The following is a 12,358-nucleotide window of genomic DNA, read 5'->3' as shown; positions in this document are numbered from 1 at the left end:
GGGAAGAAGGAGGAGGACTACCACACCGCCGCCCACTACACTTTGTTCGACTTGGTCGATCGGGTCTGTGGAAACTCTCATCTGTCCGGGGGGGGGGGGGGGGGGGCCCCCCCCCCCCCCCCGCCGCTGTGCTTCCCGCCCATCGCGGTACGCCGCACCTCGTCACCCGGACCCGGCGGGCGGACGGGAGCGGTCCGGACTGCTCCCGGCCCCGGCCGCCGCCCTCCGTACGGGCCGCCGCGGCCGCGTACGCGCTGCGCCGCCCCTGCGAGCGCACCGGCACCGAACCGGGGCGGCCCGGCCCGGAAGCCGTCACCGTGAAGGCCGCGCACCCTGCCGCCCGGTCGGTTCCCGTCGTTCGGCGGGCAGCGGGACGCACCCCCGCGAGAGGATTGTCAGTGGTTCCCGGTAGCGTTTCGGTAGAAACGACGAATGGGCGTGCAACGGTGGCAAAGGGACCAGGACGAGGTCACCTGCGGCGCGGCACGGCCCATGAGGCGCCGTGTGCCCGGCCGTTCCGCGGGCGCACCGCGACGGGTTTGGCGACTGAGAAAAGGAAGGCGGCGAACTGCCGTGTACCGCTGGGAGATCACCCGGGCCGCTCTGGCGCAGCGTGTTTTCGCCGTCGTCCGCAGCGAGACCTACGACGAGGCCAGCGCCACCGCTGACACCCTGCTGTCCGCCGGGATCACCAGCCTGGAGATATCGCTGACCACGCCGTTCGCGCTGGAGGCGGTCACCACCCTCAGCCGCGAGCTGGGCAACGACGCCGTCATCGGCGCCGGCACGGTCCTGGATGCCGTCTCGGCCCGGATGGCCGTGGACGCCGGTGCCCGCTTCCTGGTCTCGCCCAGCCTGGACGCCGAGGTCATCCGCACCGGCCACCGCTACGGCGTCCCGGTCTTCCCGGGCGTCGCCACCCCCACCGAGATGGTGCGCGCCCTGGAGCTGGGCGCCGACGCGCTCAAGCTCTTCCCGGCCTCCGCGCACCGCCCGGACTGGCTCCGTGACGTCCGCGCGGCCCTGCCGCAGGCGCCGGTGCTGCCGACCGGCGGCGTGACGGTCGAGACCGCGCCCGAGTGGATAGCCGCCGGCGCGGTGGCCGTGGGCATGGGCTCGGCGCTCTCGGAAGGCGACCGCGAGACGGTCGCCAAGCGCGCCACCGACCTGCTCGCCCGCCTCGCGGACGCCGCCCCGCAGCCGCCCGCCGGCCCGGGGGCGCCGGGTCTCTACGACGTCTGAGGCCGCCCCGCTCCCGGCATACCGCAGGCGCAGCACTCCCCACGGAGGACGTCCGGCCGTCCGCCTCCTCCGTGGGGCCGATGCCGCCCGCCCGTGGCGTACGTACGGTGACGAAAAAGCCTACGAGGGGCGGACAGGACCATGCCGGAAATCATCGACCTGAGCGCATACGGCCCGGATTTCGTCGCCGACCCCCACCCGTACTACGCCAAGCTGCGCGCCCAGGGGCCGGTCCACCGGGTCCGCGTCCCCGAAGCCGAGGGCATGGACGTGTGGCTCGTCGTCGGGTACGAGGAGGTGCGGGCCGCACTGGCCGACGCCCGGCTCGCCAAGGACTGGACCCGCTCCGCCGCTCCCGTCCTGGGCCCCGAGGAGGACGCCGAGTGGCAGCTGATGAACATGCTCGACGCCGACCCGCCGCAGCACACCCGGCTGCGCAAGCTGGTGGCCCGGGAGTTCACCTCCCGCCGCGTCGAGGCGCTGCGCCCGCGCGTCCAGCAGATCACCGACGAACTCCTGGACGCCATGCTGGCCGCCCCCGACGGCCGCGCCGACCTCGTCGAGGCGCTCGCCTTCCCGCTCCCGATGACCGTCATCTGCGAGCTGCTCGGCGTGCCCGACATCGAGCGGGAGCCCTTCCGCGTCTGGTCCAACGAGCTGGTCTCACCGACCAGCCACGACGCGTCGATGGCCGCCGCCCGGGACATGGCCGCCTACCTGGACGGCCTGATCGAGGCCAAGCGGCAGTCGCCCGGCGAGGACCTGCTGAGCGCCCTGGTGCGCACGAGCGACGAGGACGGCGACCAGCTCTCCCGGCAGGAACTCCTCGGCATGGCCTTCCTGCTGCTCGTCGCCGGGCACGAAACCACCGTCAACCTCATCGCCAACGGGACGCGCGCACTGCTCCGGCACCCCGCGCAACTGGCCGCCCTGCGCGCCGACTTCTCCCTCATGGACAACGCCGTGGAGGAGATGCTGCGCTACGACGGCCCCGTGGAGAACGCCACCTGGCGGTTCGCCACCGAGCCCGTCGAGATCGGCGGCAAGGCCGTCGCGGCCGGCGAGGTCGTCATCGTCGGCCTGGCGGCGGCGGGCCGCGACGCCGAGCGCTTCGCGACCCCCGACACCTTCGACATCACCCGCGAGACACGCGGCCACGTCGCCTTCGGCCACGGCATCCACTTCTGCCTCGGCGCCCCACTGGCCCGCATGGAGGGCCGCATCGCGGTCCGCTCCCTCCTGGAACGCTGTCCCGACCTCGCACTGGACGCCGGCAACGACACGCTGACCTGGCGCCCCGGCATGACGATCCGCGGCCCCCAGCAACTGCCGGTGCGCTGGCGCTAGCGCGGTACGGCATCGTGCGGGGCCCGCTGAGAGCAGGCGTGCCCCTGGACGGTGGCCGCTCCGTCCCGACCGGGCACAGGACGGGAGGACCGTGGGAACGCTCCTTCACCACCGGGTGCGGACGCCGGCGGCCCTACGCGATGGCCTCACCCCGCCCGGAAAAGGTCACCTGCTCGCCCTGCCGGGACCACGCGCGCCGCGAGCACCTGCGTTTCGCCGACCGGGTCGAGGAGTCGGCCCGGATGCCCGGCGTTCCCTTCACCGGCGCCCAGGCGGCCGAGGCGGCGGAACGGCTTCGGGAGCTCGCGCGAAGGTTCGGCCGTCAGGGCGTGTCAGGGGGGGCTCCCGCCGCGAACACCGCGCCCCCGGCGAGGGATGACGAACCGTAAGCCGTTCCACCAGCCGGTCACGCCCTTCACTCGCGTCCCGCGCTCTGCCACGCTGACGGCCCGGTCCGCCCACGTCCCCGCCGCGTACAGGAGCCGCACCATGCGCCGCGCCGCCGTTCTCTCCGCCCTGACCTGCGCCCTCGCCCTCACCGCCGCCGCACCGACGACCGCCCCGGTGGCCCCGTCCGGCCGCCCGGACCGGCCGTCCACCGCCGCGTACACCGCGACGCGCCCCGCCTCCCTCCTCGACACCGTTCCCCGGCGCGGTGTCCTCCGTGTCTGCACCACCGGTGATTACCGCCCCTTCACCCACCGCGACCCCGTGTCCGGGGCGTACAGCGGTGTGGACGTCTCGATGGCCCGCGACCTCGCCGCAAGCCTGGACGCCAGGCCGAAGTACGTGGCCACGACCTGGGCGAAGCTGGTCGGCGACCTGGCGGCGGGGCGCTGCGACATCGCCATGGGCGGCGTCTCGATCACCCTGCCGCGCGCCCGCAAGGCGGCCTTCAGCGAGCCCACGCGCACGGACGGGAAGACCCCCATCGTCCGCTGTGCGGACAGGGACAAGTACCGGACGCTGGGGGAGATCGACCGCCCGGGCACCACGGTCATCGTCAACCCCGGTGGCACCAACGAGCAGTTCACCCGCTCCGTCATCAAGCGTGCGACCATCAAGCCGCACCCGGACAACACCACCGTCTTCGACGAGATCATCGCGGGCCGCGCGGACGTGATGATGACCGACGCGAGCGAGACCCGCTACCAGGCCAAGATCCATCCGGAACTGTGCGCGGTCCACCCGGACCGGCCCTTCACCTTCTCCGAGAAGGCGTACGCCGTACCCCGCGCCGACGTCCAGTTCAAGGAGTACGTCGACCAGTGGGTCCACCTGGCCAAGCACGGCGGCACGTACAAGAAGTACGAGGACGCCTGGATGGCGAAGTGAGGGGGAGGGAGAGGGGGCGGCCGGGGGTACGGCGGGCCGCGTGGCAGGTACCCGCACTTGGTACGTACCATCCCTGTATGTGATTGTCCGGACAATGTGACCTCTGGACTTCCCGTCATCTGCCCGGCCGGATACGCTCCCAGCCGTGGGGAAACGCGATACAGACTCCGAGGGCGCCGAGAGCCCCGTCCGGTTCAGCGTGGACCGGAGCAGCCCGGTCCCGCTGTACTTCCAGCTGTCCCAGCAGCTGGAGGCGGCGATCGAGACCGGTGGGCTGGCCCCGGGCAGCCTGCTCGGCAACGAGATCGAGCTGGCCGGGCGCCTCGGGCTGTCCCGTCCGACCGTCCGCCAGGCGATCCAGTCGCTGGTGGACAAGGGACTGCTGGTGCGGCGCCGCGGCATCGGTACGCAGGTCGTGCACAGCCAGGTCAAGCGCCCGCTGGAGCTGAGCAGTCTCTACGACGACCTGGAGGCCGCCGGGCAGAAGCCCGCCACCCGCGTGCTCCTCAACACCACCACCGCGGCCACCGCCGAGGTCGCCGCCGCGCTCGGGATCGCCGAGGGCGCCGAGGTCGTACGTGTCGAGCGGCTGCGGCTCACGCACGGTGAGCCGGTCGCCCACCTGTGCAACCACCTGCCCGCCGGACTGCTCGACCTCGGGACCGAGCGGCTGGAGGAGACCGGCCTGTACCGCCTGATGCGGGCGGCTGGCATCACCCTGCACAGCGCCCGCCAGGCCGTCGGCGCGCGTGCCGCGACGGCCGAGGAGGGCGAGCGGCTCGGCGAGCCCGAGGGCGCCCCGCTGCTGACGATGCAGCGTACGACCTTCGACGACACCGGCCGCGCGGTCGAATTCGGCTCGCACGTCTACCGGGCCTCGCGGTACGCCTTCGAGTTCCAGCTGCTCGTACGGCCCTGAGGGCGCCGCCCCCGGAAAATTCCGCCACCCGGGTAAGGATGTTCTGACAAACCATTGACGGGGCTCGGCGCGCGCCGCTAGAACTCCTCCAGCCGCCATCGGGCGGCGCGGGAGAGAGGGCGGTTCCATGAGGCGTACCGTGCGCAAGGCCCGTACCACCGTGTCCGGCGCGGCCCTGCCCGGCGTCACCGTGTCCGGCACCCCGCTGCCCGGTGCCACCGTGTCCGGCACCACCGAGCGCCGTACCGCCGAATCCGGCACCGCTCGACCTCGTACCGCCGGACCTCTTGCCGACGAGCCCCGGACCGCCCGCGTCGGCAGGCCCCGGCTCCCGGCATCCGGGTACCGGGCGGCGTACCGCAGCCGGCGGAGTATCACGCGGAGTGACACCCGGCGCGGGACCCGCTGACCCCACGCGGAACAGGCGTAACGGATACTTGGGCGGCCGGGACCGATCATTTTCGGCCCAAACCCGGCACAGCGCCCCAGGCGCACAGTGACAGCAGCAACAGCAACGAGAAGGGCTCGACCTCGTGGCAAGGGTTCGGACAGGGGTACGCGCGGTGACCGCGGTGCTGGCAGCGGTGCTCGCCGCGTCCCTGGCGGGGTGCAGCAGCACCGGCGGCAAGCGCGCCGAGGAAGCGCGCGCCGCCCAGACCGCCGGCGGCAAGGCGGCCGTCAACACCCCGAGGTGGACCTTCGCCATGGTCACCCACTCGGGCGACGGCGACACCTTCTGGGACATCGTGCAGAACGGCGCCCGGCAGGCCGCCGACAAGGACAACATCAAGTTCGTCTACGGGCACGACAAGGAGGCGCAGCGGCAGAGCCAGCTCGTGCAGTCCTACATCGACCAGAAGGTGGACGGGCTGATCGTCACGCTGGCCAAGCCCGACGCCATGAAGGACGTGGTCGCCCGGGCCGAGAAGGCCGGCATCCCGGTGATCACCGTGAACTCCGGCGCCGAGGCGTCCAAGGCGTTCGGCGCCCTGACCCACATCGGCCAGGACGAGACCGTGGCCGGCGAGGCCGTCGGTGAGGAGCTGAACCGGCGGGGCCGCAAGAAGGCCCTGTGCGTCCTGCACGAGCAGGGCAACGTCGGCCACGAGCAGCGCTGCGACGGCGCGAAGAAGACCTTCAAGGGCGAGATGCAGAAGCTGTACGTGGAGGGCACCAACATGCCCGACGTGCAGTCCACCATCGAGGCCAAGCTCCAGTCGGACCGGGACATCGACTCCGTCGTGACGCTGGGCGCGCCGTTCGCGCCGACCGCCGTCAAGGCCAAGGAGCAGTCCGGCAGCGACGCCGAGATCGACACCTTCGACCTGAATGCGAAGGTCGCCGACGGCCTCAAGGACGGCTCGCTCGGCTTCGCCGTCGACCAGCAGCCGTACCTCCAGGGCTACCAGGCCGTCGACCTGCTGTGGCTCTACAAGTACAACGCCGACGTCCTCGGCGGCGGCAAGCCGGTCTTCACCGGACCCCAGGTGATCACCAAGAAGGACGCCGCGGCCCTGCAGGAGTACACGAAGCGGGGGACCCGATGAGCACCACGGAGACACCCGTGCAGGACAGCGGGCCGCAGGGCGGCCAGGGGCCGGACGAGCGCCTGGTGCCCCGGTCGCCGGCGCGCCGCCTGATGAGCCGCCCCGAGCTGGGCGCGGTGGTCGGCGCCGTGGCGGTCTTCCTCTTCTTCTCCTTCGCCGCCGACACGTTCCTGCAGGCGTCCAGCCTCTCGACCGTGCTGTACGCGTCGTCGACGATCGGCATCATGGCCGTACCGGTGGCCCTGCTGATGATCGGCGGCGAGTTCGACCTGTCGGCCGGCGTCATGGTCGTCAGCTCGGCGCTGGTCTCGTCGATGTTCAGCTACCAGATGACGGCCAACATCTGGGTGGGCGTCGGGGTGTCCTTGCTGGTCACCTTGGCCATCGGGGTCTTCAACGGCTTCCTGCTGACCCGTACGAAGCTGCCCAGCTTCATCATCACCCTCGGCACGTTCTTCATGCTGACCGGCCTCAACCTCGGCTTCACCAAGCTGATCAGCGGGACGGTCTCCACGAAGTCCATCGCCGACATGGAGGGCTTCGACTCGGCCCGGGCGCTCTTCGCGTCCCACCTGAGCATCGGCGGCGTGGACATCCAGGTCACCATCCTGTGGTGGATCGGCCTGGTCGCGCTCGCCACCTGGATCCTGCTGCGCACCCGCGTCGGCAACTGGATCTTCGCGGTGGGCGGCGGCGCGGACGCCGCACGCGCGGTCGGCGTCCCGGTCACCAGGACGAAGATCGGCCTGTACATGGGCGTGGCGCTGGCGGCCTGGATCTCCGGGCAGCACCTGCTGTTCTCGTACGACGCGATCCAGTCCGGCGACGGTGTCGGCAACGAGTTCCTCTACATCATCGCCGCCGCGGTCGGCGGCTGCCTGATGACCGGCGGTTACGGCTCGGCGATCGGCGCCGCCGTCGGCGCCTTCATCTTCGGCATGGCCAGCAAGGGCATCGTGTACGCCCAGTGGAACCCGGACTGGTACAAGTTCTTCCTCGGAGCGATGCTGCTGCTGGCCACGCTCCTGAACGCATGGGTCCGCAAGCGCGCGGAGGCGACGAAATGAGCAACCCGGAGAGGCCGGAGGGCGCGGCGGACGCGGACGCGGCGCCGGGCGCGGAGGCCGTACCGGCCACGGCTGCCGCGGAGGCGGTACGGGCCGCGGACGCCCCGGAGGTCCAACCGGCCACGGACGCCGCCCCGCCCCTGGTGGAGCTGGCCGGCGTCAGCAAGTTCTACGGCAACGTCAAGGCCCTCGAAGGCGTCTCGCTGGAGGTGCACGCGGGCGAGATCACCTGTGTGCTCGGTGACAACGGCGCGGGCAAGTCCACCCTCATCAAGATCATCGCGGGGCTGCACCAGCACGACGCGGGCCGCTTCGCGATCGAGGGCGGGGAAACCCGGCTGTCCTCCCCGCGCGAGGCGCTGGACCGCGGCATCGCCACCGTCTACCAGGACCTGGCCGTCGTCCCCCTGATGCCGGTCTGGCGCAACTTCTTCCTCGGCTCCGAGCCCACCAAGGGCGCCGGCCCCTTCAAGCGGCTCGACGTCCAGCTGATGCGCGAGACCACCCGCGCCGAGCTGCTGCGCATGGGCATCGACCTGCGGGACGTGGACCAGCCCATCGGCACCCTCTCCGGCGGCGAACGGCAGTGCGTGGCCATCGCCCGCGCCGTGTACTTCGGCGCGAAGGTGCTGGTGCTGGACGAGCCGACGGCGGCACTCGGCGTCAAGCAGTCCGGCGTCGTCCTGAAGTACGTCGCGGCCGCGCGCGACGCCGGCCTCGGCGTGGTGTTGATCACCCACAACCCGCACCACGCCTACCTCGTCGGCAACCGCTTCGTCCTCCTCAAGCGCGGCACGATGGCCGGCAGCCACACCAGGTCCGAGATCGCCCTGGACGAGCTGACGCGCCAGATGGCGGGCGGCAGCGAGCTGGAACAGCTCAGCCACGAGCTGGCCCGCGCGCCCGAGCCCAGCCACCTCGGCGGCCACCCCACGCACTGAGCGGGGCGGTCCACGGGCGGTGGCGCGGGTTCCGCGGGACCCGCGCCGCCATGCGCCGTGTACCGCTGTTAGGGCACAATCGCACCGGACCGTGCACGTCACCGCCGCCGGGCACGGACCGCGTACCCCGGGGCCCGGCCCCGGGAACGCACCCGTACGCGTACGGCACCGCACGCGTACCGGCCGAACGAGCACGACACCGGACCATGCACGCCCGAGGCCCCGGCCTCCCGACACCCGCAGGGACGAGACGACTCTTGCGAGCACGCAGCCGCCGCCACCGCAACGGCGAAGAGGTGGGTCGATGAGCACGTACCGGGACCGGGTGCACCGAGGGTCGGCCAGAGCGACCGTGCTGCGCACGGTGGGCACCCGCGAGCGGCGCTCCCACCTGAGCGCACCCCGCGTGCCGACCGTGGGCATCGACATCGGCGGCACGAAGGTGATGGCCGGCGTCGTCGACGCGGACGGCACGATCCTGGAGAAGGTCCGTACCGAGACGCCCGACAAGTCCAAGAGCCCCAAGGTCGTCGAGGACGTCATCACCGAACTGGTGCTGGACCTCTCCGACCGGCACGATGTGCACGCGGTGGGTATCGGCGCGGCCGGCTGGGTCGACGCCGAGCGCAGCACCGTCCTCTTCGCACCCCACCTGAACTGGCGCAACGAGCCGCTGCGCGACCGCCTCGCGGGCCGCCTGGCGGTGCCCGTCATGGTCGACAACGACGCCAACACGGCCGCCTGGGCGGAGTGGCGCTTCGGTGCGGGCCGCGGCGAGGACCACCTCGTCATGATCACGCTCGGTACCGGCATCGGCGGCGCGATCCTGGAGGACGGCGCGGTCAAGCGCGGCAAGTACGGGGTGGCCGGCGAGTTCGGCCACATGCAGGTGGTGCCCGCCGGACACCGCTGCCCGTGCGGCAACCGCGGCTGCTGGGAGCAGTACAGCTCCGGCAACGCCCTGGTCCGCGAGGCCCGCGAGCTGGCCGCCGCGGACTCCCCGGTCGCGTACAACATCATCGACCGGGTCGGCGGCCGCGTCACCGACATCACCGGCCCGCTCATCACCGAGCTGGCCCGCGAGGGCGACGCCATGTGCGTCGAGCTGCTCCAGGACATCGGGCAGTGGCTGGGCGTGGGCATCGCCAACCTGGCCGCCGCGCTGGACCCGTCCTGCTTCGTGATCGGCGGTGGCGTCAGCGCCGCCGACGACCTGCTCATCGGCCCGGCCCGGGACGCCTTCCGGCGCACCCTGACCGGCCGCGGCTACCGCCCCGAGGCCCGTATCGCCAAGGCTCAGCTGGGCCCCGAGGCCGGCATGGTCGGCGCCGCCGACCTGGCGCGCCTGGTGGCCCGCCGCTTCCGGCGCGCCAACCGTCGCCGCGTGGAACGCTACGAGCGGTACGAACGATCGGGCCGGCGATGACGGAGCCGGCCAACCCGCCCATGACCGAGGAACGCGATCAGGCCGGGACCGAACCGGGCCACGCCACGCGCGAGGCCCCCGAACGGCCCGACCCGCCCACCGGACCTTCGGCCAGCCCCTCGACCGGCGCATCCGCGGCCTCCCGGCCGAGCCGCGGCCGCCGCTGGCTCACCGCGCTGATCATCTTCCTCCTCATCGCCATCCCGGCGGGCTACATCGTCATCTCCGCCGAGCAGAGCCGGGACAGCGGCCAGAGCAAGGAGGAGGAGGCCGCCTCCACCGGCCTCTACAACGACTACCCGTCCAAGGTGCAGCAGCGCATCTACAACGTCCCGATCCCGGCCGGCGCGACCCCGGTCTACTACTACGAGTCCAACGCCTGGCACCGCAGCTCCCTGTACGTCCAGTTCCGCACCAACGACTGGGGCCTGGACCACTATCTGAAATGGGCCGGCACCGGCCGCGAAGCCCTCAAGGACGGCGAAATCACCATCACCGGCACACAGGCCGCCAAGGTCGGCTGGGACCTGGCCGGCGGCGGCCAGTGGTCCGGCACCTCCATCAAGGCCAAGGACCCCCACCCGAGCCAGAACATCACGGTCAATTTCGATGAGCCGGGGCATCCGGTGGTTTACGTGGTTTCCACGGTCGCTTTTGAGCGGTGAGGGGATTACGGGACAGCCTTCAGCTGCTGGTCCGGGGGTGGCCCCGGCCCGACGGAGCCCCGCCGTAGCGCCCCGGCGGGGCTTTCGCGTGCGGCGCATGCTTTTCCGCTCCCGCGCCTGATCGGCCGCGTGGGGCGCTTGAACGGCCATCCGAAGACCGTTCCGCTTCCGCACCATCGAGATCGCGCCCCACTTGGTGCCCTGTCCGGCGGACAGTAAGTGACCGGTACCCGAATGGTTGGCCATTGGCCTGCCTACGAGAGACCTTCGCGCAAAACCTCAGGGCCCGGCGGCCGCAGACGACTTGCCGACTCTCGCCGCGATGGTGAGTCTCCTCCTCCTGGCCCCGTCCCAGACTCTGCCCGCCGCCGCAGGTACACGGGCGCAGGCGCCCGCTGCTACCGCCTCCATGTCAAAAACGGTCTCGCCAAGGAGGCAACGGTCTACCACTGATCAGGAGTCTCCGGGCCAGGGCGCGCATGGTTAGGGTGTTGGTCATGTTCATGTCCTCCAATGCTCTCGGCGGCAGTCGTCGACATCGCCCGGCCATGGGATCGATCCTCACACCGTTCCTGGTTCTGGTGGGCGTGGCGCTGACTGCCACGGCCGTGAGCATGTCCGAGCGGCCTTGGCGGTTGACCGGCATCGGCGCCGCGCAGGACGGGGAGACCGCGGCAGCGGCGATCAGCCTGGTGCTCGCTGCCGTGCTCCTCCTGCCCGTAGCGATCTTCCTCGTCGTGGTGCTGTACACCCTGCGAGAGAGGCGCTCCGGCACACCGGGGGCGACGGGCACCAGGCCGGACACCTCCGGGCCCGCGCCGCAACGGCCGTACCGAGCCTGGGGCCCGATCGACTGACCGCTCCACGGGCGAGGACCGGACGGGGTTGGTGGGCGCCGCTGTGAAGGTGACGAAAGGATGGTCGGGGAGCTGAAAACAGGCATAGCCTGCACGGAGCATTGCATGTGGGGCGGGGCGGCCTACGGTGCGGTGGAGGTAGTGATGGGTGGGGTACCGCAGGGGTCAGCGGATGCCAGGGGTGTGGAGCAGGGGAGCAGGAGGCCGCTGATTCATGGCTGACCACCGGTCGGATGACGGGCCAGGCCCTCACCCTGCCTCAAGAGGTCAAGATGCCTCAGCAGATCAAGATCTGGAACACCGGCTACCGGTCACGGCAAGCCACCGCAGGCCGACCCGACGCGATGGGCGTGTGACCGGCCGGCCTGCGCCTGCGGTGCTGCCTCCGTCGCTGCGCGCGTGGCTCGGGCTGATCGCGGCTCTCGCCGCGCTGACGGTCGTCGTGCTCGGGGCCCTGTACGCCGGCCACAGTGAGCCCGGCAGGGTGGACAGGTGGATCATCCAGCCGACCGCGGACAGTGTGCGGCCGCCGTGGCGGCACGTCGCTCTGGCCACGGACTTCTTGGGGGAGCCCGCCGGAGCGGCGACGCTGGTCGTGGTCACCGCCACGGGCTGCCTGCTGCTTCGGTGTCCTGGCGCGGCGGTGCTCGCCGTGGTCGGTGTCGGCGTGGCCGTGGGTACGGCGACACTGCTCAAGCCTCTGGTGGGACGCACCATCCACGGCGACGGCAACCTGTCCTACCCGAGCGGGCACACCGCCTTCCTCACCGCGCTCGCCCTCGTGGTGGCGCTGCTCGCGACCGGCCGGCTCGGCCTCGGCAGGACGACCGGCACGTTGCTCGTGCTCGCCGCGGCGCTGGTTGCCGGCGCCGCCATGGGCTGGGCGCAGGTCGCTCTGGGCGCGCACTACCCGACCGATGTCCTCGGCGGCTGGTGTACCGCGCTGGCGGTGACACCGGCGACGGCGTGGCTCGTCGACCGGATGGCCGATCGCAGGGCCGACGCCGGCTGA

At 71.8% G+C, this 12,358-nt stretch carries 13 protein-coding genes; all 13 read left to right on the top strand.

Annotated features, from left to right (window positions below):
* Window positions 1-573 precede the first annotated feature (573 nt).
* The 13 genes from ACZ4Z1_RS22845 to ACZ4Z1_RS22785 all read left to right on the top strand — a co-directional run bounded on the left by ACZ4Z1_RS22845 (window position 574) and on the right by ACZ4Z1_RS22785 (window position 12,358).
* Entirely contained in the window at window positions 574-1,242 is a 669-nt protein-coding gene (locus tag ACZ4Z1_RS22845; RefSeq protein ID WP_468488437.1) for a bifunctional 4-hydroxy-2-oxoglutarate aldolase/2-dehydro-3-deoxy-phosphogluconate aldolase, read from the top strand.
* A 141-nt stretch (window positions 1,243-1,383) separates the two neighbouring features.
* Window positions 1,384-2,589 carry a cytochrome P450 family protein gene (locus ACZ4Z1_RS22840; protein WP_468488436.1) on the top strand — a complete coding sequence of 402 codons (1,206 nt, stop codon included), beginning with the start codon at window positions 1,384-1,386 and terminating at the stop codon, window positions 2,587-2,589.
* 489 nt (window positions 2,590-3,078) lie between these two features.
* A complete protein-coding gene (locus ACZ4Z1_RS22835; protein ID WP_468488435.1) occupies window positions 3,079-3,924 on the top strand; it encodes a transporter substrate-binding domain-containing protein in 846 nt (281 codons plus the stop codon).
* 145 nt (window positions 3,925-4,069) lie between these two features.
* Window positions 4,070-4,843, top strand: coding sequence for a GntR family transcriptional regulator (locus ACZ4Z1_RS22830; RefSeq protein WP_468488434.1), 774 nt, complete (start codon window positions 4,070-4,072; stop codon window positions 4,841-4,843).
* A 127-nt stretch (window positions 4,844-4,970) separates the two neighbouring features.
* Entirely contained in the window at window positions 4,971-5,252 is a 282-nt protein-coding gene (locus tag ACZ4Z1_RS22825; RefSeq protein ID WP_468488433.1) for a hypothetical protein, read from the top strand.
* Between the two features lie 124 nt (window positions 5,253-5,376).
* Window positions 5,377-6,390 carry a sugar ABC transporter substrate-binding protein gene (locus ACZ4Z1_RS22820; protein WP_468488432.1) on the top strand — a complete coding sequence of 338 codons (1,014 nt, stop codon included), beginning with the start codon at window positions 5,377-5,379 and terminating at the stop codon, window positions 6,388-6,390.
* A complete protein-coding gene (locus ACZ4Z1_RS22815) occupies window positions 6,387-7,457 on the top strand; it encodes an ABC transporter permease (RefSeq protein ID WP_468488431.1) in 1,071 nt (356 codons plus the stop codon). Before ACZ4Z1_RS22820 ends, ACZ4Z1_RS22815 begins: the two co-directional genes overlap by 4 nt.
* Entirely contained in the window at window positions 7,454-8,398 is a 945-nt protein-coding gene (locus tag ACZ4Z1_RS22810) for an ATP-binding cassette domain-containing protein (RefSeq protein ID WP_468488430.1), read from the top strand. The genes ACZ4Z1_RS22815 and ACZ4Z1_RS22810 overlap by 4 nt, the downstream gene beginning before the upstream one ends.
* Before the next feature lie 304 nt (window positions 8,399-8,702).
* Window positions 8,703-9,824 carry an ROK family glucokinase gene (locus ACZ4Z1_RS22805; protein ID WP_030023694.1) on the top strand — a complete coding sequence of 374 codons (1,122 nt, stop codon included), beginning with the start codon at window positions 8,703-8,705 and terminating at the stop codon, window positions 9,822-9,824.
* Entirely contained in the window at window positions 9,821-10,489 is a 669-nt protein-coding gene (locus tag ACZ4Z1_RS22800) for a hypothetical protein (RefSeq protein ID WP_468488429.1), read from the top strand. Before ACZ4Z1_RS22805 ends, ACZ4Z1_RS22800 begins: the two co-directional genes overlap by 4 nt.
* A 497-nt stretch (window positions 10,490-10,986) precedes the next feature.
* The gene (locus ACZ4Z1_RS22795; RefSeq protein WP_468488428.1) at window positions 10,987-11,346 is read left to right on the top strand and encodes a hypothetical protein; all 360 of its coding nucleotides are present in this window, start codon (window positions 10,987-10,989) and stop codon (window positions 11,344-11,346) included.
* Between the two features lie 233 nt (window positions 11,347-11,579).
* Window positions 11,580-11,702, top strand: coding sequence for a hypothetical protein (locus tag ACZ4Z1_RS22790; RefSeq protein WP_468488427.1), 123 nt, complete (start codon window positions 11,580-11,582; stop codon window positions 11,700-11,702).
* Window positions 11,699-12,358, top strand: a complete 660-nt coding sequence (locus ACZ4Z1_RS22785) for a phosphatase PAP2 family protein (protein WP_468488426.1) — start codon at window positions 11,699-11,701, stop codon at window positions 12,356-12,358. The genes ACZ4Z1_RS22790 and ACZ4Z1_RS22785 overlap by 4 nt, the downstream gene beginning before the upstream one ends.

The sequence above is a fragment of the Streptomyces sp. NPDC030165 genome (genome assembly GCF_055573595.1).
This window is presented reverse-complemented; position numbering and strand designations above follow the sequence as displayed.